This window comes from Mesorhizobium sp. M0768 (assembly GCF_040320195.1).
Taxonomy (GTDB): domain Bacteria; phylum Pseudomonadota; class Alphaproteobacteria; order Rhizobiales; family Rhizobiaceae; genus Mesorhizobium.
The window spans coordinates 11,868-34,974 of the sequence record NZ_JAMYPD010000011.1 but is presented as its reverse complement, the minus strand read 5'-3'; the positions used below and the strand labels follow the sequence as shown (position 1 = coordinate 34,974).

Genomic DNA, 23,107 nt, shown 5'->3' with positions numbered 1-23,107 from the left:
TGATGGAAGCATGTGGTGAGTGTCCTCATCCGGAGATGCGCTCTTGCCTGAACCCGCCAACCACCTTGCCTTTGCGCTGGTCTGCCTCGGCATGGTGCTGACGCCCGGCCCAAACATGATCTATCTGATCTCGCGCTCGCTGTCGCAAGGGCCGAAGGCCGGGCTGATCTCGCTGGGCGGTGTGGCGCTCGGTTTTTTGTTCTACGTGCTGTCGGCGGCGTTCGGCATCACCGCGCTGCTGCTCGCCGTGCCCTTTGCCTATGATGTGCTGCGCCTTGCCGGCGCGCTCTATTTGCTGTGGCTCGCCTGGCAAGCGGTGCAGCCCGGCGGGCGCTCGCCCTTCCAGATCCGCGAACTGCCGAAAGACAGACCGCGCAAGCTGTTCGCCATGGGTCTGATGACCAACCTGCTCAACCCAAAGGTGGCAGTGCTCTATCTGTCGCTCCTGCCGCAATTCATCAGCCCCGACAAGAGCCACGTGCTGTCGCAGCTTCTGGTGCTCGGTGCCACGCAGGTCGCGATCAGCCTGACCGTCAACGCCATCATCGCGGTGACGGCCGGCTCGATCGCCATCTTCCTCGCCGGGCGGCCGCTATGGCTGGTGATCCAGCGCTGGATGATGGGCACGGTACTGACCGCGCTGGCCGTCAAGATGGCAACCGACGCGCAACGCTGATCGGTCCTACATCGGCCGCCGGCCCGGCTGTGCCCGCTCCGGTTCGACCACCCTGCGGTAAAGATGCCAGGTCGCGTGGCCAAGGATGGGCATGACGACGGCAAGCCCGGCAAATAGCGGGATCGAGCCGATGACCAGCAGCACGGCGACCATCAGGCCCCACAGCGCCATCTGCAGCGGGTTTGTCAGAACTGCCCTTGCCGACGTCTCGATTGCCGAGACCGCGCCGACATCGCGGTCGAGCAGCAGCGGAAAGGCGACGACGGTCGTCGCCAGCACGATCGCGGCAAAGGCGAATCCGGCCAGGTTGCCGAGCAGGATCAGCGTCCAACCCTTGCTGGTCGTCAGCACCTCGCGAATAAAGCCGACAATAGAGGCCGGAGGCTGATTGCCGTACAGGCTGGTGTAGATCGATTGCGCGGTGAACAGCCAGAGCAGGAACAGTACCACCAGCATGATACCGATGACCGCAATCGCGGGCAGCGCCGGAGAGTGGCGCACGTCGAGCGCATGCCACCAGGATGTATCCATGCCGAACTCGCGCCGGCGGCTGATTTCGTAAAGGCCGATAGCGGCGAACGGACCGACCAAAGCGAAGCCGGACATCAGCGGATAGATGAGTTGGATGGCGTTCGAGCCCGACGTCCACTGCGTCAGGATCAGGCCGACCACCGGATAGATCAGGCACAGGAACACGTAGTGCGACGGCTTGGCCCAGAAATCCTCTACGCCGAGACGGAGCGCATCGAGCAGATCCTCGGTGCTGATGCGGCGCACCGTGGGCTGTACATGCATTCCACGTGCGTCCGCCATGACATGAAAGCCGGCCATAACCTTTCTCCCGTGGGTCGGGACGGCCGCCGCCAGGATGGCCGCCCGTAGCTGCCACTTCTCGTATAAGCACTATGGTAGTCGATTTAGGGGTGATTGTCGCCAAGTCGATGGTCACGATGGTAAATCCCGGTTATAGATTTCCGACGCCACCATCGACGAGCAGTTCCGTGCCAACGACGAAGCTCGACTCATCCGATGCTAGAAACACCGCCGCCTTGGCGAGTTCCCAGGGTTTGCCCATCCGGCCGATCGGCACTAGCGCGCGTATCTGATCGCCAAGCGCCTTCTCGTCCGCTTCGGGCAGACCCAGCTTGCCCAAGGCCGGCGTCTCGGTCGGCCCGGGGCTGAGGCCATTGACGCGAATACCGCGCTCGATCATCTCACCCGAGAGGGTGCGCGCCAACGACAGGAGGCCAGCCTTGCTGGCGGCGTAGGCGCTACTCTGGGGCAGGCCGATATGGGCACTGACCGAACCGCACAGGATGATCGATGACGGGTTGGAGAACATCGGCAACAGGGCTTGGATCAAAAAGAACGGCCCCTTGAGATTGGTCTGCATCAGACGGTCATAGACCACCTCGTCCCAATCCTGAAGGGGCTGATGCATCACATCGCCGGCGTTGATGTTCAGTATGTCGAGCCGAGGCCAGCACTGCGCGAGTTCGGCGGCAAGCGCACGCTGATCAGCGAGGTTGCCGGCATCATTCCTGATCACCTGCGCCGATCCGCCCAGCTCGCGCTGCGCAGCTTCCAGCCCGGACGGGCTCCTGCCAGTGATTGCCACCGTCGCACCCTCGGCCAGGAACTGGCGCGCGGTTTCGAGACCGATGCCACTGTTGCCCCGGTAATGAGGGCATATTTGCCTTTCAAGCGACCCATGATTTGGCGACCCATGATTTGCCTTCCCAAAGACGATGAGAATGGCATTGTCGACACGATAGTATGCTTTGTATAGTAGGCACCGAATGGGTACTAAAGGAAATAATTTCATGGCGCAGGCAAAAGCCATCGAGGTAACGCCAGTCGAAGGCGGAAATGGCACGACCGATCGTTGCCCGATGATCGATTTCGTCAATCTGGTTTCGGGAAAATGGGCCATTCCCATTCTTTATCGCCTGATCGTCACCGGTTGTCCGATCCGCTTCGGCGAGCTCCAGAGGGCCGTCGCACCGATTACGCAAAAGGAGCTCACGCGGCAGCTGCGCCTGTTCGAACATCGCGGTCTGGTCTATCGGAGGGTCTATGCCGAGATGCCGCCGCGCGTGGAGTATGAGATAACGCCGCTGGGTAGAACCTTGCGTGGCACGCTGGATTCGCTGGCCGACTGGATGCGTGTCAACGCATCCCACCTGATCACCTGACTAATCGTGCACGGATTGTTTGCCCTGCCCGGCTAAAGCCACAGGCGGTCACCGCGCGGCACCACACTTTGGCGCCGCGCGGCTGAGATGCGTGACAAAAGCTAGGCAGCGAAACGATCGATCACTTCGGCCAGCGGGACATGGCCAAGACAGGCACCCGAACCCGCCGGCTTTTCGCCACCCTCGATGGCCTGTGCGTAACGCACGGCCGGATCGGCTTCGATGCGGCGGCGTAGCGCCGCCAGTTTGGGATAAGCGGCGCCGTCGACCGCCTGGTGGAACTCCGCCCAGCGCGCCACGCCGATCAGCGTGGTATCGGCAAGCGTCAGCCGGCCGCCGACCAGGAAATCCGTGTCGACGATCATCGCCTCGAGCTGGTCATGGCGGTTGGTAACGACCTTGCGGCCAAAGTCACGCAAGGTCGCCAGCAGCACCGGTTCGGCCGGCTCCATTTCATAAGCAGCCCAGAGCGGGGTGAAAGCGGCGGTGAAACCGGTGTTCACGAAAGCCATCAGCTGGTGCATCCGGTTGGCTTCCGGCGAGCGAGACTCAAAGCTGATACGACGTTGCGTATCGCGAGCTTCGAGCCAGGCGGCAATCGCCATGGTCTCGGTGAGTACCCTGCCTTCGTCGGTGATCAACACCGGCGTTTCCTGGCGGCCGTTGATACTAGCATAGGCGTCGTTCTTCATCTCAGCGAGCATGTCGACACGACACAGGCGGTAGGGCTGTCCGAGGCGTTCAAAAGCAGCGACAAGCCCCATCGAACTTCCCAGCGGGAAGCCGTAAAGGAGAATAGGTTCCATTTCTTTCTCTCTTCCATGTTAGGGGTCACGCTGCGCAGCGAAACTTGACCCTAAACGCTGGTCGCCCCATGTAAATTACGCACTATTCTGTAACCAGGTCCCCGCCATGAAAGATGTCGTCTCACGCTGCCCGATCGAGGAGACCATGCGTGTGCTCAGCGGTCGCTGGCCCACCTTGCTGCTCTATTATCTCAAGGACGGTACCAAGCGCTTCAGCGACCTGAGGCGTGACAATCCGACAGTGTCGCACCGCATCCTGGCGCTCGAACTACGCAAGCTGGAGGAAGCCGGGATTGTGCGGCGAACGGCGCGTACCGGCTATCCGCTACGCGTGGATTACGACCTCACGGAGCCCGGTCTCAAGCTTGTGCCACTCATCGACGCCCTGGGCGATTGGTGGGAAGATACCGAGGACGATCGGGCCAGCCGGGCTACATCGACGCCGGAAACCAAACTCGTGGCGGCGGAATAGCCGACCGGCGATCACCGCGCCGCCAAGAACTGCCGGCGAGAGCCCAGCGCTCCAAGCCGTTCATACATTAGATCCCGCAAGACCAAGGCGACCGGCTATGAGGCGCGCCATTGTGGTCGGCCAAACCGGACAAGGCACGGGCCATCCAGCACCAACTCCTGTAGCATAGCTCGCCAATCCCGATCACCTGACCCGCCGTTCGATCTCATTGCCCGATCAGATCGGCTTGACTATGCTGGATGGCTGTCGCTTTCGATCCTGACGTGAACGAAGAGCCTACTTATCCTGTTGAAGTTTCTCCTGAGACTCTGCCATTTGATCGTCCCCAAGTTCCATATTGTGCATCGTTGCAATCAACCATTCGTCATGATCCCGCGTCGCCACTACGCTGATTAATCCGCGCCGACGCGGCCATTCGTTTCCCATCGGATCGAGCGCGCCAGTCATGGACCACCGCAGGTCGAGCGTGGCAACATCAGGGCGAACAAGCTTGTTCCGCACGCTTTCGGCGGATAGATGGCTGTACTTGAACATCTTCTCAAAAATTGGGGCATGGAACTGCTCGATCTTGTCACGTCCAGTCGCCTGCATCCCGAAGACGTTTGTAAATTCGGCATCTGCCGCGAATACGGCGGCAAAGGCGCGAGCATCGTGACGATTCCAAGCTTCGATCAGCCTGTGCGCGACACTTTCCACCCCTTCAGTTCGGACGTTGCCGGTAGCCATGCTGACCTCCTGCCATATAGTTCGGTTGCCATACTATATGGGCACCATATAAGTTTGGAAAGATGGATAATCAGCCATACACGCAGTCTCTGCTTCTCTATGCTTATCAATCGTCGGCGAGCGCTTTGGTCCAGGTTCTCCGGGAGAGCGGCCATTCGGCAATCAAGCCCAAACACGGCGCTGTATTCGCCAACATCGACGCGGAAGGAACCCGATCCAGCGTCCTCGCAGAGCGTGCTGGCATTGGCAAAGCATCGATGGGTGAGTTGATCGATGAACTGGAGCGCCTTGGTTATGTTCGGCGTTCGCATGATCCGAACGACCGACGGGCCAAATTAATCGTTGCAACTGACGCGGCGCTTGCGGTGATCCGGACCGTCCACGATTTCAATCAGCGTCTCGAAGACCAATACCGAAGGCTGCTTGGTGCTCAGGCGTACGAATCGCTCCGGTCGTCACTGCAAGCGATATCCCCCAGCAAAAATTTGCAACCGAGGATACCTCGCCAGCGCTCGTGAAGCCGCAAAGGTAGGGCAAAAGAAACTCTCTGTCCGTGAAGGCCTGACTGGGTATCGAGCTCCTGGGAGTGTCGAGCCCGAACAGCCGTCTGGGCGAATGCTGCCATCCGAGCAGGCCTGTTTCGATTGAGCGGTGAAATCAATCTGACACAGTGCCATCGCGTCAAAACCATTCATCACGCATTTTCACCGCCCTGCCCGGCAAAAGCCATGATCGCGGTTATGTCAGGCGGGCATGACCGTTACGAAAATCGAAAATTATCAGGCCCAACCAAGCCTAAGCAGGCGCGTGCTGCTCAGAGCTGCCGGCCTTGGCGCCCTTGCCGGGCTCACCGCCTGCGCAACCGCCGTGCTGCCTACCGGTGAAAGCGCCGGTGTCTCTGCTTCCGCCGCCGGCACGCTGGCCGGCATCCGCGCTTCGGCGGGTCTGGGGCCGCTCGCCCCCGATGCCCGGCTCGAGCAGGCGGCGCTCCAGCAGGCCGGATATATGGCACGCGGCGGCCGAATGAATCACACCACCGGCTGGGGCAAGGACTTTGCCTCGCGCGTCAAAGACAATGGCATTGCCGGCGCTGCCGCCGAAAATATTGCCGAAGGCCGCTTCGACCAGCAGAAGCTGTTCGATATCTGGGTGCATTCGCCAGGCCACCGCCGCAACATGCTCGACCCGCGCTTCACCCGCTTCGGCCTCGCCTATGTGCGCGACGGCCGCGACAGCACGCTTCGCTACTGGTGCCTTGTGCTCGGCAGATAACTTCCACCATTTGGACGGCGGAAGCCTGCTGGCGACCGATCCGTCAGTCTTTGCGGCCGCCGCCGAGCAATTCCTCGATGTCCTGCGCACAAACCGGCCTGCTGAAATGATAGCCCTGCATTTCGTCGCAATTGTTCCTGCGCAGGAAAGCAACCTGATCATCTGTCTCAACGCCCTCGGCGATGACCCTCAGGTTGAGATTTTGCCCCAATGAAATCACCGCGCTGGCCACAGCCTGATCGTTCTCGTCGGCGGCGAGATCCTTGATGAAGGACTTGTCGATCTTTAGCCGCGCCACTGGAAAGGTCTTGAGTGCGCTGAGGCTGGAATAGCCGGTGCCGAAATCATCGATCGAGATCTGGACACCCAGGCTTTGCAGGGCGTTCATGGTGGCGACCGCCAGCTCGATATCCTGCATGATAAGGCTCTCGGTCACCTCCAGCTCGAGATACCTGGCCTCCAGGCCGCTGTCCTTCAGCGCGCTGACGATGCGATCGATCAGGTTGCGCTCCCTGAATTGCCGCGCCGACACATTCACGCAAACGGTCAAGGGCGGCAGCCCCGCGTCTTGCCAGGCTTTGTTCTGCCGGCACGCCTCATGCAGAACCCAGTCGCCGATCGGTACGATCAGACCTGTCTCCTCGGCGGTCGGGATGAACATCGTCGGCATTACCGTGCCAAGCGTTGGGTGGTTCCAGCGTATCAGCGCCTCGACCGCAAAAACCCGACCTGACCGAAGGTCCACCTGCGGTTGGTAGAGCAGCGTGAATTCCGAACGCGCCAAGGCGTTTCGCAACTCTTCCTGAAGCACGAATTTTTCATGCGCCCTGGTGTTGAACTCCGGAGCGTAAAACTGGAAATTATCGCGGCCGAACTCCTTGGCGCGATACATGGCCGCATCGGCATTTGCCAGCAGCGTATCGGGATCCGTTCCATCCTTGGGATAGTTGGCAATGCCGATACTGGCCGTCGCCCGCACAAGATGCGCTCCGAGCCGAACCGGCTCGGCGAGTGCAGCCCTGAGCTTTTGCAAGGTCTCGGAAACGAGATCAACGTTCGCCGGCTGGTCGAACAGCACGACGACGAATTCGTCGCCGCCAAGCCGCACGACGGTATCGGTCGCCCGGACGCAGTCGACCATGCGACTTGCGACGGTCTTCAGGAGCTCGTCGCCGGCATTGTGGCCGAGCGTGTCGTTGACGAATTTGAAATTGTCTAGATCAATGAACACCACTGTCACCCAGCGATCGTATCGCTGGGCGTACAAGACCGCCTGTGAAAGCCGGTCCTCCAACAAGGCGCGATTGGGAAGCCCGGTCAGCACGTCGTGATTGGCCATGAAGTGGATCCGGTCTTCGGCCTGTTTGCGTTCGATGGCGATCCCGGCGATGCGCGTGGTGAAATCGATGAGGCGGGTCTCGGCCTCGGTCGGCTCGCGCACCGTCATAGAATACATCGCAAAGACGCCGAGCACGGCGCCCTGATGCGACAGGATCGGCGTCGACCAGCATGAACGCAAACCGTGTGGGCGCGCGAGTTCGCGATAGTCCTGCCAAAGCGGATCCTGCATGATGTCAGCGACAATCACCGGCTCGCGCCGATAGACTGCGGTACCGCAAGACCCTGCCCTTGGGCCCACCGCGGCGCCGTCGACGGCGTCGGTGTAGTCTCTCGCCAGGCTCGGCGCGGCGGCGTGGCGCAAGTGGCTGCCATCCTTGTCGAGCAGCAAGACCGAACCGAATATCCCCGCCAGTTGGGACTCGACCAGACGCATGAGCCGCTCGAGCACGTCTTCGAGGGGAGCGCTCTTTGCGATCATCTCGAGGATATGCGCCTGCCCGTCGCGAAGGATTTCGGCCTGCTTGCGCGCAGTGATGTCACGGGCAATGCCGACGAGGCCGAAAATGTTGTTCTGAACGTTGCGCAACGGCAGTTTCGTAGACAGGAACCATTTGCCGGTGCCTGACGCATCGACGACGAACTCCTCCTCGTCGATCATCGGTTGTCCGTCGCGCATCAGTTGCTGCTCGATGAGGCGAAATTTCTGCGCAAGATCCGGCGCGTGAAGGTCGAAGTCGCTTAGACCGATCATGTCGCTCGTGCTGTCTCGACCGCTGTCGGACGCAATGGCTCGGTTGGCGACGACGAAGCGGCTTTCGGTGTCCTTCACCCACATGTAGTCAGGCACCAGGTCGATGAGCGTCTGCAAGGAGATACGCTCGTCGACGACCAAGCGGTTGGCGCTGAGCTCGCTGATGTCCTCATGCGTGGCCACCCAGCCGCCGTCAGGCATCGGCTGATGGCAGACCTGAATTGTCCGGCCATCGGCGAGCTCGGCTGTCCAGTTCCCCGAAGCCGTGCCCGAATTGACTGCCCGGGCCAACGCCAGATAAGCGTCCGCATTCGTTGCCGAGGTTCCGACAGCGACGCGCCGCTCGACGATTTCGCGCAGCGCCGCACCCGGCTGCAATTGCTCCGGGGCAAGGCGATAGATTTCCGCGTAGCGTCGATTGCACAGGATCAGCCGTTCACCGGCATCAAAGAAACAGATGCCTTGCGAGATGTTCTCTATCGCGGTCTGGAACCGCAGTGCCTGGTCCTGAAGTGCCGCAATCGTGGCGCGAAGCTCGCACTCGAGGGCCTCATATGAGGCAGTCGCCAGTTGTGCCAGCGTCGTCAAATTTGCGGATTCGGGCGCGTCGGCGGTTTGCCTGGATGACTTCGTGGCCAAACACAATTCCTCCCGCTGATGCTTGAGGCAAGCAAAGGAGGCTCGCCTTCAACCCAAAAGCGACTGCATATTGGTCCGGATATACTAATGGCAGGTGAACCTGGCTCAACGCCGACGCGACCGGCACGGCAACGGAAACCGTGGCCGGTCGCGGTTGCCGTAAGCCCTGAGGCTTAGTCCATATGCGCGGCAGGCGCCCCACCGGCGGGCGGCGCAGCCTTTGGCTTGCGCAGCAGGAAAACAAACGGGACAGCAAGCAGCGTCATCATCATCAGCAGCTTGAAGTCATTGACGTAGGAGATCATCATCGCCTGGACATTGACCATGCGATCCATCAGCGACAGCGCCGTCGGATCGCCGCCCGCCGCTGCCGGCGATGCCGCCCAGAGGTTGGGATTGAACGGATTGATGTAGGCCGAAAGCTCGGCATGGTTGATCTGCGTGTTGCGTACCAGCAGAACCGTCACCACCGATACGCCGATCGACGAGCCAAGATTGCGCACCAGGCTGAACAGCGCCGTTGCATCGGTGCGGAAACGTGCGTCGAGCGTGGCGAAAGCCACGGTGGACAGCGGCACGAACACCATTCCCATTCCAAGGCCCTGGATGACGCCGGAACTGAGGATAAGCCAGTTGTCCATCTGCGGCGAAAAGCTCGACATCGTGTAGAGCGATTGCGCGGTCAGCAGGAAGCCGATGACGACGAGGATCCTGGCATCGATCCTGTGCATGATCCGCCCGACGAACAGCATCGCGATCATCGTGCCGACACCGCGCGGGCCCAAGACGATGCCTATGGTGAGGGTCGGATAACCGAAGATGGTCGACAGCATTGGCGGCAGCAGCGACATGCTCGCCAGGATGAGCACGCCCATGACAAAGATGAACGCGAGCCCGGTGACGAAATTGCGATCGAGGAAGATCCTGGGGTCGATAAAGGGGTGCTCCGCCGTCAACGTGTGGATGGTGAATACCCAGAAACCGGTGATGGAAAGACCAAGCTCGATCCATATCTCGATCGAGGAAAACCAGTCGACCTCGCCGCCGCGATCGAGCATCAGCTGCAGCGCGCCGACACCGAGCGAGAGCATGGTGAAGCCGAAGAAATCGAAGCTGCGCACCCGCCGGGCGACGCTGGGAAGATATGCCGCCATGCCGAGGAAGGCGATGATGCCGACCGGCAGGTTGATGAAGAACACCCAGCGCCAGTTGAAATTCTCGGTCAGCCAGCCACCCAGCGTCGGGCCAAGGATCGGTCCCAGCATGATGCCGGCGCCCCAGATGGCCATGGCCTGGCCGTGGCGTTCCCTGGGGTTGATGTCGAGCAGGAAGGTCTGCGACAGCGGCACGATGGCCGCACCGAACACGCCTTGCATGAGCCGGAACAAAACGATGGTCTCAAGGCTCCAGGCGATGCCGCACAGCATTGAAAAGACGGTGAAACCGACCACGGCCGTCAGGAACAGCTCCTTGCGACCGAAGCGGTCGGCCAGCCAACCGGTCACCGGCGTCATGATCGCCGCGGCAACGATGTAGGAGGTCAAGACCCAGTTGATGTTGTCGGGGGAGGCGCCGAGATCGCCGGTCATGGTCGGCAGCGCAACGTTGGCGATCGTCGTGTCGAGCGCCTGCATGATCGTCGCAAGCATGAGCGCAACTGTGATCAAGCCGCGGTGCGGTACTTCGCGAAAGGGTTCTGGGCTGCTCATGACGTAAAACTTCCAGCAGGTAACAAAAACGTGTACATTAGGTTTCCGGACGGCGAGGCCCCGCTGTAGAGAGACCCTCATCGCGGTGGGACGCGAGCATCGATGTGGGGGTTACATCGACTGAGCGTCTCGACAAAGCGGGCGCCTGCCGCCCGGAAACCTGAGGACCGAAGATCCTGCGCGACGTTGTCTGCTCAGGCAGGCTACAGCGCAGCCCGTCTACGCATTCAACTTTTCCTGCGCCTCCCTCGGACCAATCCTGCATCCATCTCGCTGTTTGCTATGCGGCCGCTACCAGGCCTCTTTACCTGGCCTCGCCTGCCGTGGCGCGGCGGAAAATGCTCGGCAGCCCGCGGGAAACGCCGGTGTCCACCGTGACGGTCGCGCTCATGCCGGTGCGCAGCGCCGCCTTGGCGTCGGCATCGGTCAATTCCAGGCGGACCGGAATGCGCTGCGTGACCTTGACCCAGTTGCCGGTAGCGTTCTGCGCGGGCAGCAGCGAGAACTCGGCGCCGGTGCCGGCGCCGATCGCCTTGACGGTGGCTTCGAACGTCTTGCCCGGATAAGTATCGACCATGATTTCGGCCTTCTGGCCGGGTTTCATGTTGGTGAGCTGGGTTTCCTTGAAATTGGCGTCGACCCAGGTGTCGCCGGTCTCGACCAGCGAAAACAGCGGCGTGCCCGAACCGACATACTGGCCGACCTTGAACGAAGCGGCCTGGCTGATGATGCCGTCGGCGGGTGCCTTGACCGTGGTCTGGACCAGATCGTAGGCCGCCTTGTCGCGTGCGGCGAGCGCCGCCATTACCGTTGGATGCTTGTCGGTCTCGATGTCGGGATTGCCGCCAAGTGCCGCCTTGGCGCTGACGATCCCTTGCTGGGCCACGGCCAGCTGCTGCTTCGCCTTGTCGAGGTCGTTCTTGGCTTCGTCCAGAGACGACTTGGCGTTGATGCCCTTCTGGGCAAGGTCGGCGGCGCGGTCATATTGCGACTGCGCGTACTGGACCTGGCTTTCGTCGGACTTCTCCTGCGCCAGCGCCTGGCTGTAGGCCGCACGCAACTGCTCGACATTGAGCCGTGCGCCGGCCACCGCCGCGTCGGCCTGGGCCAATGCGATCCGGTAGGGCTCGGGATCGATAGCGAACAACACGTCGCCCTGCTTGACAGACTGGTTGTCGAAAATGTCGACCTGAACGATGCGGCCCGCCGTATCGGCGGCTATCGACACCTTGGCCTGCTGCAGATTGGCGTTCTCGGTCTCCTGATAGCGGCCGCCGGTCACCCAGACATAGCTGCCGCCGGCGATCAACGCAGCGGGCAGCACAAACATCAAAAGGAAGCGGCCGGCACGGCGCTTCTGCTTCGGCGCCACCGGCGCCGGAGCTATCTGCGGAGCGACCGTTACCGGAGCTGCCGCCGGCTTCGCGGGAGCTTCCATCTCCAGCTTGGCCGCATTCTCATCTAGTTTGGCTACCGCGTTCATGCTGCTGTGCCTTCCGTATTCTTCACTTTTTCCGAGGGCGGCGCCTCACCATCTGCAAGATTCTGCACCATTGTCTCCAGCGCCCTGACCAGGACGCGGCGATCTTCCGGCGAAACGCCAACGAGCGATTCCTCATAGACCTCGCCGGCAAGGCTCTTGACGTGGGTGTAGGCCGCGTTTGCCTTGGCGGTCGGGAAAATCATGCGCACTCGCCTGTCGGTTGCGTCGGGACGGCGCTCGATCCAGCCGCCCTCCTCCATGCGATCGACAAGACGCGAGACGCTGATCGGCTCGATTTCGAGAAGCTCGGCAAGCCGCGCCTGCGCGACACCCGCCTCCTTGGCGACACGTACCAGAAGCCGCCATTGCGCTGAAGAAAGGCCGAAACCACTGGCGCGCGCCTCGAAGCGCTTGCGCATCAGGCGCTGCACGTCGTGGATCAAAAAGCCTAATCTGTCGATGCCGTCGGAAACCATGAGCGACATATATAATAAGCGTGCTCATAATTCAAGGAGCCGGATTGTGCCAGAAGCCGGCGAGTGTGCATGGCAGTTGGTGCAGGGCGATCGTAGTTAGCAATTTATTACGCCGGGCGCTTGTAACGCGAAGCCATGCGGTTCTCGAGCGGCGCCCCGGATGAGCTGAGCCTGGATGCAGCGCTTGTGACGGCGCCCTCGGGCGAACGCTTCTTCAGCATATCGGCGTGCTACATCGGCCCACTCGACGAAGGCCAGCAAATCATTCAACCTCTGAGAGAGTATGGCACGCCAGTTGAGCGCCGGATTGCTCCTGTCCCCTATCTTCAAATCCAATCGGCCGGGGACAGCCTCTTTCCGCGCGGGCGGCGCTACTACTGGAAGGCGCAGTTCATGCGCGAAATCACAGATCAGGCGATCGATACCATGCTTGCGGCTTACATGACTGCACCCAGCGAATCGCTTCTGGTCCTGCAGCAGGTTGGCGGCGCCATCTCGCGAGTACCGATGGACGGAACGCCCTACGCCAATCGGGATGCGCTTTACGATCTGGGACTACCCGTCTGACGACGAAACGCACATCCGATGGGCGCGCGACCTGTGGGATGCAATGAGACCGTTCTCGACCGGCGGCGTCTATGCGAATAATCTCGGCGAAGAAGGCACTGATCGGGTTCTGGCGGCTTACGGCGAGAATTATCCGAGGTTGGCCGCACTAAAGAACAAGTATGGTCCCACCAATTTCTTTCGCTTGAACCAAAACATTAAGCCTGCGACCTGAGCGACCGCCCCAGGCCGATGCTCGAAATTCTGCGGCGCTGCTACAGCTCCAAATTCCAGTTCTGGCCGACCAGATCCTTGCCGAAGGAATGGTGGCGCTCCTCGTTGGTCAATTTAAAGCCCGCAGCCTCATAGATGTGGCGGGCGGCGGCGAGCACGTCGTTGGTCCACAGCGTCAGTGTCGTGTAACCCGTGGCGCGGCAAAAGCCGATACACTCCTCGACCAGCCGCTTGCCGATACCGAGGCCGCGCGCCGACGGCTCGACATAGAGCAGGCGCAACTTCGCCACCGCGTCCGACTGGCGCACGACGAAGACCGAGCCGACGACCTCGCCTTGCCGCTCGGCGATCCAGCTGCGTTCGCATTTCGGATCGAAGGATTTGACGAATGCGCCGAGGATTTCGGCGACCAGCGCCTCATAGGTTTCGTCCCAGCCATATTCCTGTGCGTAGAGCAGGCCCTGCCGATGGATAATCCAGCCGATGTCGCCGACTTGCAGAGGCCGCAGCATATAGGGAATTTTGGGCTCGGCGCTTCCGCCCAGCAGACGCTGTACCGTCTGCATGGCCTTGACCAGCCTGTCCTGTTCGGGAACTGGAAGCCGGTCGAGCAATGCCGCGACCTGGTCGTGCGAACCCTGGTTCAGCGGCGCGAAGGCCTGCCGCCCGGCCTTGGTCAGCGCGATCGTCGAACGCCGCGCATCCGTCTCGATCGTGGCGCGCTCGACCAGATCACGCTCCTCGAACTTCTTCAGCAGCCGGCTGAGATAACCGGCATCGAGGCCGAGATCGCGCCCAAGGTCGGTGGCGGTCAGGCCATCGCGATGCGCCAGCTCATAGAGCACTCGCGCCTCGGTCAGCGAGAAGGTGCTTTTCAGCAGCCCTTCGTCGAGCAGCCCGATCTGGCGGGTGTAGAAGCGGTTGAAGGCCCGCACCGCGTCGATCCGCTCCTTGCCTGGGTGATGATGAATGGTCATGGCATCCTCCTCCCGGCAAGATCAGCGATTTAGTTGACTTAGTCAAGTATCCGTTTGAAGCAATTGTCCTGATGATGCTCACCGGGCGCCTTGACTCGCGCGAGTTGCCAGCCTATTTCAGCGCCACGTTAGCACTCCCCCAAGATGAGTGCTAACCACATGTCCGGCGCCGCCGGACGGAGGAACTGTTCTCACCATTCTCATCGAGGAATAAAAAATGGCAAAGTCGAAGTTCCGCCCGCTTCATGACCGCGTGGTCGTTCGTCGGGTCGAATCCGAATCCAAGACCGCGGGCGGGATCATCATCCCCGACACGGCTAAGGAAAAGCCGCAGGAAGGCGAGATCATCGCCGTCGGTTCCGGCGCCCGCGACGAAGCCGGCAAGCTCGTCCCGCTGGACGTCAAGGCCGGTGACCGCATCCTGTTCGGCAAGTGGTCGGGCACCGAAGTCAAGCTCAATGGCGAAGACCTTCTGATCATGAAGGAATCCGACATCATGGGCATCATCGGCTGAATATCGGCCTCACCCTCATTTAAATCTTCGGGCTCAATCCAAGCCCCTGCCAGGAGCTAAAAATGGCTGCCAAAGACGTAAAATTCTCCCGCGACGCTCGTGAGCGCATGCTGCGCGGCGTCAACATCCTCGCCGACGCGGTGAAGGTCACGCTCGGCCCCAAGGGCCGCAACGTCGTCATCGACAAGTCGTTCGGCGCACCGCGCATCACCAAGGACGGCGTCACCGTCGCCAAGGAAATCGAGCTTGAAGACAAGTTCGAGAACATGGGCGCGCAGATGGTTCGCGAAGTTGCTTCGAAGACCAACGACATCGCCGGCGACGGCACTACGACCGCGACCGTTCTGGCACAGTCGATCGTCCAGGAAGGCCACAAGGCGGTTGCCGCCGGCATGAACCCGATGGACCTCAAGCGCGGCATCGACCTCGCCGTCGCCGACGTCGTCGCGACGCTGATCAAGAACGCCAAGAAGATCAAGACCTCGGAAGAGGTTGCCCAGGTCGGCACCATCGCCGGCAATGGCGACGTTTCGGTCGGCTCGATGATCGCGGAAGCGATGCAGAAGGTCGGCAATGAGGGCGTCATCACCGTCGAGGAAGCCAAGACCGCCGAGACCGAACTCGAAGTCGTTGAAGGCATGCAGTTCGACCGCGGCTATCTCTCGCCCTACTTCGTCACCAACGCCGAAAAGATGGTTGCGGATCTGGAAGACGCCTACATCCTGCTCCACGAGAAGAAGCTCTCCAACCTGCAGGCCATGCTGCCGATCCTCGAGGCTGTCGTGCAGACCTCGAAGCCGCTGGTCATCATCTCGGAAGACGTCGAAGGCGAGGCCCTGGCCACGCTGGTCGTCAACAAGCTGCGTGGCGGCCTGAAGATCGCTGCCGTCAAGGCGCCGGGCTTCGGTGATCGCCGCAAGGCCATGCTGGAAGACATCGCCATCCTCACCGGTGGCCAGGTCATTTCCGAAGACCTCGGCATCAAGCTCGAGAATGTCGGCCTCAACATGCTCGGCCGCGCCAAGAAGGTGTCGATCTCCAAGGAGAACACCACCATCGTCGACGGCGCCGGCAAGAAGGCCGAGATCCAGGGCCGCGTCGCCCAGATCAAGCAGCAGATCGAGGAGACCACCTCGGACTACGACAAGGAGAAGCTGCAGGAACGTCTCGCCAAGCTGGCGGGCGGCGTTGCCGTCATCCGCGTCGGCGGTGCGACCGAAGTGGAAGTCAAGGAAAAGAAGGACCGCGTCGATGACGCCCTCAACGCGACCCGCGCGGCCGTCGAAGAAGGCATCGTTCCCGGCGGCGGCGTCGCACTGCTGCGCGCTTCGCTGAGCATCAAGGCAACCGGCGCCAACTCCGACCAGACCGCGGGCATCAGCATCGTGCGTCGCGCGCTGCAGGCTCCGGCCCGTCAGATCGCGGCCAACGCCGGTGCGGAAGCATCGATCGTTGCCGGCAAGATCCTTGAGAACAAGGGCGCGACCTTCGGTTACAACGCCCAGACCGGCGAATATGGCGACATGATCGCCATGGGGATCGTCGATCCGGTCAAGGTTGTGCGCACGGCCCTGCAGGACGCGGCCTCGGTCGCCGGCCTGCTGGTCACCACCGAAGCCATGATCGCGGAGGCTCCGAAGAAGGAGTCGGCTGGCGGCGGCATGCCTGGCGGCATGGGCGGCGGCGGCATGGGCGGCATGGGCGGCATGGATTTCTAATCCAGCCAATCTCGCAAGCTTACGAAAAGGGCGGCAGCGATGCCGCCCTTTTTCGTTGATGTGGCGGAGATTGAGAGGCCGTCCGATCCCAAGTAAGCAGGCGCGTATCCCGCAGGACGCGTCTGTTCGGCTACCATGCCCTTGCTTCCAGGCGTCGCGGCAGCGCAGAACATGAATCGTCGAGCTGCAGCCTTGGCCCTTTTGGCGGAACGCCGCGCCGCCTTCGATGCGATGAAGGCATAAACGTCAATGCACCGCGGCAGTGGCACTCTTGGCCGGCAATGCCCCCTCAATCAGCGCCGCGACCTCATCGGCTACCGCCAGCACCGGGGCGCGGTCGTGGGTGGCGCGTGCGATCACCATCAGTCCTTCAAGCGATGATTCGACCAGCAATGCCAGCGCGTGCGCGCGTCGCTCGGGCACCCCTGCCCTGACGAAGGCCGCCCTGAGCAAGCCTATCCATTGCTCGAAGGCGGACCGGCACAATTCGGCCAGTTCCGGCATGTCGATCGGCGAGTCCAAGACCACGGGTGCGATCGGGCAACCGAGCGTGAACCGATTGTCTTCCAGCATGCGCGCGACCGACTGGTAGATGTGGTGGACAGCCACCGCCGGGTCCTTTTCGGCAGCGAGCGCGGCGTCCAGCCTCTGCGTCACATCGGCGACGCTGTCGCGCGTCACCTCGATGACCAGCTGATCCTTGCCGCCCGGAAAGTGAAAGTAGAGCGAACCTCTCGGTGCGCCTGAGGCGCTCAAAATATCGTTGAGCGACGTGCCATGGTAGCCGCGCTGCCTCAGCAGCAGCCCCGTCGTCTCGAGTATGCGGGTGCGGGTGTCGTTCGCCATGTCAACCTCTGTCAGGAGCAACCATTATAGGCCTTGCCTCAAATATGACAATCGGTCTACATAATATGTAGATCAGTCTACATATACGAGAGGCAAATGCGCAGTTATCGTCTTGAAGGAACCGCGGGACCAAGTTGCCTGGTGATGCGCGACGAGGCGCAGCCGACGCCGAAGCCGCACGAGATCGTCGTGCGTGTCCGCGCCACCGCGCTCAACCGCCGCGATACGATGATCCTCAACGGCACCTACCCGCTGGCGCCGCGCCAAGGCGTTATCCCACTGAGCGACGGCGCCGGCGAAGTCGTTGCCGTCGGCGAGGCCGTCACCCGCTTTGCCGTCGGCGACCGCGTCACCGGCAGTTATTTTGCGCGCTGGATCGATGGCCGCATCAATGCCGGTCTGATCGACCAGCTCGGCTGCACGCTGGACGGGATGCTGGCCGAATACGCCGTGCTCGACGAGCAATGGGCGGTGCGGCTTCCCGATCATCTCGACTGGCATCAAGCGGCGACACTAACCTGCGCCGGCCTGACCGCCTGGAATGCCGTGACGGCGGCCGAAATGCCGAAGCCCGGCCAATGGGTTCTTGTCATCGGTTCAGGTGGCGTCGCGCTATTTGCGCTGCAATTCGCCAAGCTGCTCGGCTGCCGTGTCGTGGCAATCAGCTCGCGCAACGAGAAGCTGGACCGGCTGCGGGCGCTGGGCGCCGACCTCGTCGTCTCGACCGCCGACATGCCGGAATGGGGTGTTGCGGTGCGCGAGCAGACCGGCGGCATCGACCTCGTCGTCGAGACCGGCGGCCCGCCGACCTTCGCGCAATCGATGATCGCCTGCGCGCTTTACGGGTGCATCGTGCTTCTCACCATACAGGATGCGAAAGGCGGGACGGTGCAGATCCCCGGCCCGGTCTACCAGCGCAGCCTCGCCACCATCAGCCGCCTGTTCGTCGGCAATCGCACCAACCTCGAAGCCATGCTGCGCGCCATCTCGGTGCATCGCCTCAGGCCTGTCATCGACAAGGTGTTCGCCTTCGACGAGGCCAACGACGCCTACCGCTATTTCCAGCAAGGCGACGTCTTCGGGAAAGTGGTCGTCAACGGCGCCTGACTGGTCCGCCCCAAAATCTGATCGACCCTCAAATCAAAGGAGAGACACAATGACCATTCGTGAAGCAGAGGCCCAATGGCAGGGATCGTTGAAGGAAGGTTCGGGCCGGCTGAAGCTCGGCAGCGGCGTCTTCGAAGGCGCCTACTCGTTCCCGTCGCGTTTCGAGAACGGTCCCGGCACCAACCCCGAGGAATTGATTGCGGCGGCGCATGCCGGCTGCTTCTCGATGGCGCTGAGCGCCGTCCTCGGCCGCGAAGGTTACACTCCCGCACGCATCCATACGATCGCCAAAGCGCATCTCGGCGCCACCGCGGCCGGACCGACGGTGACCCGCATCGAGCTGGAGACCGAGGCAAGCGTCGCCGGGCTGGCGGCGGGGGAGTTCGAGCGGCTGGCGCAGACGGCCAAGGAGAGCTGCCTCGTGTCGCGGGCGCTGGCCGGCGTCGCAGTGATCACGCTCAAGGCCCGCCTCATCGAAACCGCTACCGATCACTGAAGGGAAGGAATATCCAATGACACAGGAACTCGTCATCGACATCGCCGCCGCCAAACGCTCCGCCGAAACGGCCGAGATCATGCGGCGCTACAACGACGTCTTCCAGCGCCACGACCCGTCGGCGCTCGACGATCTGGTGGCGGAAGATTGCGTGATCGAGAACACCACGCCGGCCCCGGACGGCGCCCGCCGCATCGGCAAGGGCGCCTGCGTCGAACTGTGGTCGGCGATCGCGACTGGACCCGGCACGCGCTTCGACATCGAAGAAACCTTCGTCGCCGGCGACCGGGCGACGATCCGCTGGCGCTACTGCATGGCCGACGGCAATTCGCTGCGCGGCGTCAACCTGATGCGCGTGGCGGACGGGAAGATCGTCGAGGCCATGGGCTATGTGAAGGGATAGATTTGAATGCCCGCGACCTTCCTGTCTACCGGTCCGCCAGCGCCAGTTTGGCGCCGAGCATGACAAAGGCTCCGGCGAAGGTACGGCGCATCCAGGTCAGCACCTTTGGCCGCGACACGACATGGCTGCGGATCGACGCGGCAAAGATGCCGTAGCCGACAAAGACCACGAAGGTGAGCAGCATGAAGATGCTGCTGAGCTCCAGCATTTTCGACAGCGCGTAGGGCTCGGTGGTGCTGACGAATTGCGGGAGGAAGGCAAAGAAGAAGATCGACAGCTTCGGATTGAGGATGTTGATGAGGATGCCCGAAGTGATCACCTTGCCGGCCGAGCGCGGCGCAACATTTTCTTCGACGCTCAGGCCACCCTTCTCCTTCAGCGTGTTCCAGGCCATGTAGAGCAGGTAGGCGACGCCGAGATATTTCAGCGTCTCGAAGGCGACGGCACTGGTATGCAGCAGCGCCGCGAGGCCGGTGATGGCGGCCGCCATGTGCGGAATAATGCCGAGCGTGCAGCCGAAAGCGGCAATGATGCTGGCGCGCGCACCACGCGAAAGCCCGGCGCTCAGCGTATAGAGAACGCCGGTGCCGGGCGAAGCCACGACAATCAGCGACGTCAACAGAAATTCGATGCTCACGGATGGTCTCCCGGTGCTGGCCCTGCCGCCGGCAGCGTAATCAGCGAAACGTGCGGGCACAAGCCAACCTGAGAGCCTATGCGCATTCAGATCATGCTGTTGGCGTGCAGCTTGCTATCGGCAATAGGCTGCCGAACTTCCCAGTGTTCGACCAGCTTGCTGTCCTTCAGCCTGAAAATGTCGACAATGGCCAAGCCCTCCTCCTCCGGTTCGCGTTTTGCGTGCATGTGCACGATGACGAAATCCCCTTCGGCAAAAATCCGCTTCACCTCTCCCCTTACGAGGGGAAATGACTGTTTGAGCTGCTGCAGATAGGCTTTGAAGCCGTCCGCACCATCCGCAATGTTCGGATTGTGTTGGATGTAGCGTTCGCCAAAATGCGTCGAAGCAGCTTCGATGTTGCCCTGGTTTACTGCTTTGTCGATGAAGTCCAGGACGATCGTTTTGTTGGTCTCGAGCGAATTATGGATCTTGGCTGGAACTGGATTTGATGGTTCGTCACGCATGTTTTTGCTCCGTGAGGTGCCTGCTTCTGCCCGACGTGGACAGGGGCGTCCGCAGGCCGATATTGCCAACATGATCAGCCACGCTTGTGAGATGGTCGATACGCTATTCGCCTAGATTCTTATCCAATCGTCTAATAGCGTCGTCCTATTCATCGTTGGAGGATGGTTCTCATGGACGCCTTGTCCGAAGTTCTTGCTTCGCTGAGATTTGGCAGCGCCATGATCGGCAGCGCGACCCTGCATCGGCCATGGGGTATTTCGGTGGATCCGACAAGGAATGCCGCCATCCACGTCATACAGAACGGCGAATGCTGGCTGCGGTTAGCCGGTGAAAGGGAGCCGATCCGCTTAGGCGAGGGAGATGTCATCCTTGTCGCGAGCGATATCGGGCATGCCCTTTGCAATCCGGCGGATGCACCGACGGCATCGATATCCGCCGTCCTTTCCGCGAATCGGAGCGGAGCGGAACCGAAAAGCGAAAGCGGCGCGACAACTCTTCTTTGTGCGAGATATTCACTCGACGGCGTCGGGCCATACCCGATGGTTTCGCTGCTTCCTCCGCTGATCCATTTGACCCGAAATCAGATTGGCACCAGCGAGCCGCTGCGGCTTGCCCTGGAACTTCTGCAGGTCGAAGCGAAAGGCGATCTCGGCGGCCACGACATTGTCGCCCCACGCCTTCTCGACAGCACGTTGATCTTCTTGTTGCGTGCCTGGATCGAACATCAGCCACTCGGAACAAGGGGATGGTTTGGCGCCTTGCGCGACAAAGGCATTGCGCAGGCTTTGCGCCTGATCCACGAGCGGCCGGGCAATCCCTGGACCATCGCTTCCCTTGCCAGCGTCGCAGCACAGTCGCGGGCCACCTTCGCGCGTCGCTTCGCTCAACTGGTAGGACAGCCGCCGCTATCCTATGTGACCCGGTGGCGGATGAACCTTGCCGCCAAGGCTCTGCGGGAAACGAACCAGAACATTGGCGAGATCGGGCGCGCCGTCGGATATGAATCGGTGCCGTCGTTCTCGCAGGCATTCAAACGGTTGACCGGACGATCGCCCGGCCTCTACCGCAGCGACTTTCGATCATCTGACTGAGGAAATTCAAACTGAGACGCCAGCCCGAGGACCGTCATTACAGCGTCGGCAGACCGTGAGCCCGACGCGCGATCAGGCAGTCGTCATCGCCCGGCATGCAGGCGCGGCAGACGTCGGGGCGGATGTCGTAGATGCCGCAGGCCGTTGACTTGCCGACCTCGCCGCACAGTGCCGAACAGCGCGCGCCGTCGCAGCGCATACCGGCTTCGTCGGCAGCCACGTATTTTTGCGGGATAAGGTCGAGCTGCGCGTCATCCTCGGTGGAGAAGCGCGGCCATCTGGACGAGTAGGCGCAGCAGGCGCCACAGGTCTGGCAATCGAAGGCAACCGGACCGGCGCCCTCTCGTGGCGACGAAAACTCCTCTGCGACCGCCAGGGCAAGCAGCCTTGGCGCAGATTTCCGGCCGGCATTTTGCTGCAAGGACGCTATTTCTTCTTGGGCTTGCGCGGCGGTGCTTCCGCCGGCGACCTGAACAGATCGGTGCCCGCCTCGGCGGCTTCGCCGGTTTTTGGCGCGGCCGCCGGCTTGGCCGGCTTCACGGCGGCAGCAGGCGCTGCCGGCTGGCCCTTGGCGGAAAACTTGATTGCCATATCAATCCTCGTCAGAGAAACGCGATGATGGCGCATTCGGATTGCGAAGGCGGCCGATGAGCGCCGAAACGGCCGTGATGTTCATTTCTTCGGGCGACCAGTTCCTGGCTTCCTCGATGTGCCGGGGCGCCAGCTCGCGATGCGTGCTGCCGCTGTAGGCGGCATCCTGAAAGGTCACGCGCTCGCGGGTCTTGGCGTTTTCCCGGACATATTCGATCAGATAATTGGGGCATTCGGCGCGGCCGCGCACGCCGAGCCGCACCTGAGCATCGCCGTGGACACGCCGGCAGCGCTCAAGCTTTTCGAGCACGCGCCGGACATATTCGACCGGCTTGTCTAGTTCGCCCACGACATCGGCGATGGTCGAATCTGCGGCGATCGCCTTTTGAGGCACGCGTTTGGTGGCCATCAGCGTTTGCCTGCGCGTTTCGGCGAGGCCGCGAGCGCAACCGCCGCCGCCATGTCGTCGGCTTCCTTCTCCAGGCGCAATTCGCGCAGCCGCGCGGTCTTGGCTTCGCGGGCCTGGCTGACGGCATCCCGTTCGGAATTGATGCGGTCGAGCGACATCGACTGGGTCCGCGTCTTGCTGAAAATGGATTCGGCCTGGTCGCGGGGTTTTTTTGAAGTTGCGGTCAAGGTCTTTCTCCCGGGTCGGAGCACGCCGCCGAAAAGTGGCGAGACTGGTCTTTCGGCCAGGATCCCGCACAAAGCAATACGGCAGCCGGTTTCAAATTGCTGGAACGTCCTTAGCACGTCCGGGCCGTCGAGCAGCGCTCTTTCGGCGGTCGAAGCGCAAAAATGAAAAAGGCCAGGCACCGCCTGACCTTCCATAAGAGCGCCTGCGCATCCCGAGAGACGCGCAAAGAAACGTTCTTCTCATGCGCATGAGCGGGA

General features: G+C 61.7%; 28 protein-coding genes and 1 pseudogene. 13 read left to right on the top strand and 16 right to left on the bottom strand.

What is annotated here, in order from left to right; translation table 11 throughout:
* The first annotated feature begins 43 nt into the window (after positions 1-43).
* A complete protein-coding gene (locus tag NKI08_RS16240; RefSeq protein WP_352770829.1) occupies positions 44-676 on the top strand; it encodes a LysE family translocator in 633 nt (210 codons plus the stop codon).
* 6 nt (positions 677-682) lie between these two features.
* Here the strand turns inward: NKI08_RS16240 and NKI08_RS16235 are convergent, their stop codons facing one another.
* Positions 683-1,507, bottom strand: a complete 825-nt coding sequence (locus tag NKI08_RS16235; protein ID WP_352770827.1) for a DUF2189 domain-containing protein — start codon at positions 1,505-1,507, stop codon at positions 683-685.
* Positions 1,508-1,640: 133 nt separating this feature from the next.
* A pseudogene (locus tag NKI08_RS16230) lies at positions 1,641-2,389 on the bottom strand (SDR family oxidoreductase).
* A gap of 110 nt (positions 2,390-2,499) precedes the next feature.
* On the opposite strand from NKI08_RS16230, the gene NKI08_RS16225 reads away from it, so the two are divergent.
* Entirely contained in the window at positions 2,500-2,871 is a 372-nt protein-coding gene (locus tag NKI08_RS16225) for a winged helix-turn-helix transcriptional regulator (protein ID WP_352503373.1), read from the top strand.
* Between the two features lie 101 nt (positions 2,872-2,972).
* On the opposite strand, the gene NKI08_RS16220 is transcribed toward NKI08_RS16225, so the two are convergent.
* Positions 2,973-3,677: a glutathione S-transferase family protein gene (locus NKI08_RS16220; protein ID WP_352770825.1), complete on the bottom strand. Its 705-nt coding sequence runs from the start codon at positions 3,675-3,677 to the stop codon at positions 2,973-2,975.
* Positions 3,678-3,783: 106 nt separating this feature from the next.
* Between NKI08_RS16220 and NKI08_RS16215 the strand changes: the two genes are divergently transcribed.
* Positions 3,784-4,149 carry a winged helix-turn-helix transcriptional regulator gene (locus NKI08_RS16215; protein ID WP_352616838.1) on the top strand — a complete coding sequence of 122 codons (366 nt, stop codon included), beginning with the start codon at positions 3,784-3,786 and terminating at the stop codon, positions 4,147-4,149.
* Between the two features lie 276 nt (positions 4,150-4,425).
* On the opposite strand, the gene NKI08_RS16210 is transcribed toward NKI08_RS16215, so the two are convergent.
* Entirely contained in the window at positions 4,426-4,875 is a 450-nt protein-coding gene (locus NKI08_RS16210) for an SgcJ/EcaC family oxidoreductase (RefSeq protein WP_352770822.1), read from the bottom strand.
* Positions 4,876-4,937: 62 nt separating this feature from the next.
* Here NKI08_RS16210 and NKI08_RS16205 point away from each other — a divergent pair, with 62 nt between their 5' ends.
* Both NKI08_RS16205 and NKI08_RS16200 read left to right on the top strand, forming a co-directional pair.
* Positions 4,938-5,393 carry a MarR family winged helix-turn-helix transcriptional regulator gene (locus NKI08_RS16205; protein WP_352685527.1) on the top strand — a complete coding sequence of 152 codons (456 nt, stop codon included), beginning with the start codon at positions 4,938-4,940 and terminating at the stop codon, positions 5,391-5,393.
* 235 nt (positions 5,394-5,628) lie between these two features.
* Positions 5,629-6,147: a CAP domain-containing protein gene (locus NKI08_RS16200; RefSeq protein WP_352503378.1), complete on the top strand. Its 519-nt coding sequence runs from the start codon at positions 5,629-5,631 to the stop codon at positions 6,145-6,147.
* A 43-nt stretch (positions 6,148-6,190) separates the two neighbouring features.
* On the opposite strand, the gene NKI08_RS16195 is transcribed toward NKI08_RS16200, so the two are convergent.
* From NKI08_RS16195 to NKI08_RS16180, 4 genes are all read right to left on the bottom strand, one after another.
* Positions 6,191-8,878, bottom strand: a complete 2,688-nt coding sequence (locus NKI08_RS16195) for an EAL domain-containing protein (protein WP_352770820.1) — start codon at positions 8,876-8,878, stop codon at positions 6,191-6,193.
* 173 nt (positions 8,879-9,051) lie between these two features.
* On the bottom strand, positions 9,052-10,587 hold the full coding sequence (locus NKI08_RS16190; protein ID WP_352770818.1) for a DHA2 family efflux MFS transporter permease subunit: 1,536 nt from the start codon (positions 10,585-10,587) through the stop codon (positions 9,052-9,054).
* Between the two features lie 304 nt (positions 10,588-10,891).
* Complete coding sequence (locus NKI08_RS16185; protein ID WP_352474507.1) at positions 10,892-12,070, bottom strand: HlyD family secretion protein; 1,179 nt, start codon at positions 12,068-12,070, stop codon at positions 10,892-10,894.
* Entirely contained in the window at positions 12,067-12,546 is a 480-nt protein-coding gene (locus NKI08_RS16180; protein WP_352474535.1) for a MarR family winged helix-turn-helix transcriptional regulator, read from the bottom strand. The genes NKI08_RS16185 and NKI08_RS16180 overlap by 4 nt, the downstream gene beginning before the upstream one ends.
* 135 nt (positions 12,547-12,681) lie before the next feature.
* Between NKI08_RS16180 and NKI08_RS16175 the strand changes: the two genes are divergently transcribed.
* Positions 12,682-13,113, top strand: coding sequence for a hypothetical protein (locus NKI08_RS16175; protein WP_352474506.1), 432 nt, complete (start codon positions 12,682-12,684; stop codon positions 13,111-13,113).
* Entirely contained in the window at positions 13,082-13,327 is a 246-nt protein-coding gene (locus NKI08_RS16170) for a BBE domain-containing protein (RefSeq protein WP_352770815.1), read from the top strand. The genes NKI08_RS16175 and NKI08_RS16170 overlap by 32 nt, the downstream gene beginning before the upstream one ends.
* A gap of 40 nt (positions 13,328-13,367) precedes the next feature.
* On the opposite strand, the gene NKI08_RS16165 is transcribed toward NKI08_RS16170, so the two are convergent.
* The gene (locus NKI08_RS16165; RefSeq protein ID WP_352770813.1) at positions 13,368-14,303 is read right to left on the bottom strand and encodes a bifunctional helix-turn-helix transcriptional regulator/GNAT family N-acetyltransferase; all 936 of its coding nucleotides are present in this window, start codon (positions 14,301-14,303) and stop codon (positions 13,368-13,370) included.
* 217 nt (positions 14,304-14,520) lie between these two features.
* Here NKI08_RS16165 and groES point away from each other — a divergent pair, with 217 nt between their 5' ends.
* Positions 14,521-14,817 (top strand): co-chaperone GroES, encoded by a 297-nt coding sequence (gene groES / locus NKI08_RS16160; protein ID WP_006203049.1) that lies wholly within the window; start codon positions 14,521-14,523, stop codon positions 14,815-14,817.
* A gap of 62 nt (positions 14,818-14,879) precedes the next feature.
* Positions 14,880-16,535 carry a chaperonin GroEL gene (gene groL, locus NKI08_RS16155; RefSeq protein WP_352481739.1) on the top strand — a complete coding sequence of 552 codons (1,656 nt, stop codon included), beginning with the start codon at positions 14,880-14,882 and terminating at the stop codon, positions 16,533-16,535.
* 246 nt (positions 16,536-16,781) lie between these two features.
* On the opposite strand, the gene NKI08_RS16150 is transcribed toward groL, so the two are convergent.
* Positions 16,782-17,381, bottom strand: a complete 600-nt coding sequence (locus tag NKI08_RS16150) for a TetR/AcrR family transcriptional regulator (RefSeq protein WP_352517833.1) — start codon at positions 17,379-17,381, stop codon at positions 16,782-16,784.
* Between the two features lie 96 nt (positions 17,382-17,477).
* Here NKI08_RS16150 and NKI08_RS16145 point away from each other — a divergent pair, with 96 nt between their 5' ends.
* Genes NKI08_RS16145 through NKI08_RS16135 form a run of 3 tightly spaced genes read left to right on the top strand, consistent with a single transcriptional unit; the run spans position 17,478 to position 19,387 of the window.
* Positions 17,478-18,488 carry a zinc-dependent alcohol dehydrogenase family protein gene (locus NKI08_RS16145; protein ID WP_352770810.1) on the top strand — a complete coding sequence of 337 codons (1,011 nt, stop codon included), beginning with the start codon at positions 17,478-17,480 and terminating at the stop codon, positions 18,486-18,488.
* 49 nt (positions 18,489-18,537) lie between these two features.
* Positions 18,538-18,984 carry an OsmC family protein gene (locus tag NKI08_RS16140; protein ID WP_352770808.1) on the top strand — a complete coding sequence of 149 codons (447 nt, stop codon included), beginning with the start codon at positions 18,538-18,540 and terminating at the stop codon, positions 18,982-18,984.
* A 16-nt stretch (positions 18,985-19,000) separates the two neighbouring features.
* Positions 19,001-19,387, top strand: a complete 387-nt coding sequence (locus tag NKI08_RS16135; protein WP_352770806.1) for a nuclear transport factor 2 family protein — start codon at positions 19,001-19,003, stop codon at positions 19,385-19,387.
* A gap of 25 nt (positions 19,388-19,412) precedes the next feature.
* Here the strand turns inward: NKI08_RS16135 and NKI08_RS16130 are convergent, their stop codons facing one another.
* Both NKI08_RS16130 and NKI08_RS16125 read right to left on the bottom strand, forming a co-directional pair.
* Positions 19,413-20,024 carry a LysE family translocator gene (locus NKI08_RS16130; RefSeq protein ID WP_352770804.1) on the bottom strand — a complete coding sequence of 204 codons (612 nt, stop codon included), beginning with the start codon at positions 20,022-20,024 and terminating at the stop codon, positions 19,413-19,415.
* 86 nt (positions 20,025-20,110) lie between these two features.
* Positions 20,111-20,602 carry a nuclear transport factor 2 family protein gene (locus NKI08_RS16125; protein WP_352770802.1) on the bottom strand — a complete coding sequence of 164 codons (492 nt, stop codon included), beginning with the start codon at positions 20,600-20,602 and terminating at the stop codon, positions 20,111-20,113.
* Between the two features lie 90 nt (positions 20,603-20,692).
* Here NKI08_RS16125 and NKI08_RS16120 point away from each other — a divergent pair, with 90 nt between their 5' ends.
* Positions 20,693-21,622: an AraC family transcriptional regulator gene (locus NKI08_RS16120; protein WP_352770800.1), complete on the top strand. Its 930-nt coding sequence runs from the start codon at positions 20,693-20,695 to the stop codon at positions 21,620-21,622.
* Positions 21,623-21,659: 37 nt separating this feature from the next.
* On the opposite strand, the gene NKI08_RS16115 is transcribed toward NKI08_RS16120, so the two are convergent.
* The 4 genes from NKI08_RS16115 to NKI08_RS16100 are packed head-to-tail and all read right to left on the bottom strand — an operon-like array spanning position 21,660 to position 22,849.
* On the bottom strand, positions 21,660-21,998 hold the full coding sequence (locus NKI08_RS16115) for a YkgJ family cysteine cluster protein (protein WP_352770987.1): 339 nt from the start codon (positions 21,996-21,998) through the stop codon (positions 21,660-21,662).
* Between the two features lie 50 nt (positions 21,999-22,048).
* Positions 22,049-22,213, bottom strand: coding sequence for a hypothetical protein (locus tag NKI08_RS16110; RefSeq protein WP_023722752.1), 165 nt, complete (start codon positions 22,211-22,213; stop codon positions 22,049-22,051).
* 1 nt (position 22,214) lies between these two features.
* Positions 22,215-22,622, bottom strand: coding sequence for a hypothetical protein (locus NKI08_RS16105; RefSeq protein ID WP_292664441.1), 408 nt, complete (start codon positions 22,620-22,622; stop codon positions 22,215-22,217).
* A complete protein-coding gene (locus tag NKI08_RS16100; protein WP_023677608.1) occupies positions 22,622-22,849 on the bottom strand; it encodes a hypothetical protein in 228 nt (75 codons plus the stop codon). Before NKI08_RS16100 ends, NKI08_RS16105 begins: the two co-directional genes overlap by 1 nt.
* Positions 22,850-23,107: the final 258 nt, after the last annotated feature.

Excerpts from the sequence above, each read along its gene's own strand:
- NKI08_RS16235 (WP_352770827.1), bottom strand. The coding sequence starts at position 1,507 with ATGGCCGGCTTTCATGTCATGGCGGACGCACGTGGAATGCATGTACAG.
- NKI08_RS16150 (WP_352517833.1), bottom strand. The coding sequence starts at position 17,381 with ATGGCGAACGACACCCGCACCCGCATACTCGAGACGACGGGGCTGCTG.
- NKI08_RS16135 (WP_352770806.1), top strand. The coding sequence starts at position 19,001 with ATGACACAGGAACTCGTCATCGACATCGCCGCCGCCAAACGCTCCGCC.
- NKI08_RS16125 (WP_352770802.1), bottom strand. The coding sequence starts at position 20,602 with ATGTTGGCAATATCGGCCTGCGGACGCCCCTGTCCACGTCGGGCAGAA.
- NKI08_RS16175 (WP_352474506.1), top strand. The coding sequence starts at position 12,682 with ATGCGGTTCTCGAGCGGCGCCCCGGATGAGCTGAGCCTGGATGCAGCG.
- NKI08_RS16190 (WP_352770818.1), bottom strand. The coding sequence starts at position 10,587 with ATGAGCAGCCCAGAACCCTTTCGCGAAGTACCGCACCGCGGCTTGATC.
- NKI08_RS16105 (WP_292664441.1), bottom strand. The coding sequence starts at position 22,622 with ATGGCCACCAAACGCGTGCCTCAAAAGGCGATCGCCGCAGATTCGACC.
- NKI08_RS16215 (WP_352616838.1), top strand. The coding sequence starts at position 3,784 with ATGAAAGATGTCGTCTCACGCTGCCCGATCGAGGAGACCATGCGTGTG.
- groL (WP_352481739.1), top strand. The coding sequence starts at position 14,880 with ATGGCTGCCAAAGACGTAAAATTCTCCCGCGACGCTCGTGAGCGCATG.
- NKI08_RS16225 (WP_352503373.1), top strand. The coding sequence starts at position 2,500 with ATGGCGCAGGCAAAAGCCATCGAGGTAACGCCAGTCGAAGGCGGAAAT.
- NKI08_RS16210 (WP_352770822.1), bottom strand. The coding sequence starts at position 4,875 with ATGGCTACCGGCAACGTCCGAACTGAAGGGGTGGAAAGTGTCGCGCAC.
- NKI08_RS16140 (WP_352770808.1), top strand. The coding sequence starts at position 18,538 with ATGACCATTCGTGAAGCAGAGGCCCAATGGCAGGGATCGTTGAAGGAA.
- groES (WP_006203049.1), top strand. The coding sequence starts at position 14,521 with ATGGCAAAGTCGAAGTTCCGCCCGCTTCATGACCGCGTGGTCGTTCGT.
- NKI08_RS16185 (WP_352474507.1), bottom strand. The coding sequence starts at position 12,070 with ATGAACGCGGTAGCCAAACTAGATGAGAATGCGGCCAAGCTGGAGATG.
- NKI08_RS16170 (WP_352770815.1), top strand. The coding sequence starts at position 13,082 with ATGCGCTTTACGATCTGGGACTACCCGTCTGACGACGAAACGCACATC.
- NKI08_RS16220 (WP_352770825.1), bottom strand. The coding sequence starts at position 3,677 with ATGGAACCTATTCTCCTTTACGGCTTCCCGCTGGGAAGTTCGATGGGG.
- NKI08_RS16200 (WP_352503378.1), top strand. The coding sequence starts at position 5,629 with ATGACCGTTACGAAAATCGAAAATTATCAGGCCCAACCAAGCCTAAGC.
- NKI08_RS16205 (WP_352685527.1), top strand. The coding sequence starts at position 4,938 with ATGGATAATCAGCCATACACGCAGTCTCTGCTTCTCTATGCTTATCAA.
- NKI08_RS16110 (WP_023722752.1), bottom strand. The coding sequence starts at position 22,213 with ATGGCAATCAAGTTTTCCGCCAAGGGCCAGCCGGCAGCGCCTGCTGCC.
- NKI08_RS16165 (WP_352770813.1), bottom strand. The coding sequence starts at position 14,303 with ATGACCATTCATCATCACCCAGGCAAGGAGCGGATCGACGCGGTGCGG.
- NKI08_RS16120 (WP_352770800.1), top strand. The coding sequence starts at position 20,693 with ATGGTTCTCATGGACGCCTTGTCCGAAGTTCTTGCTTCGCTGAGATTT.
- NKI08_RS16180 (WP_352474535.1), bottom strand. The coding sequence starts at position 12,546 with ATGGTTTCCGACGGCATCGACAGATTAGGCTTTTTGATCCACGACGTG.
- NKI08_RS16145 (WP_352770810.1), top strand. The coding sequence starts at position 17,478 with ATGCGCAGTTATCGTCTTGAAGGAACCGCGGGACCAAGTTGCCTGGTG.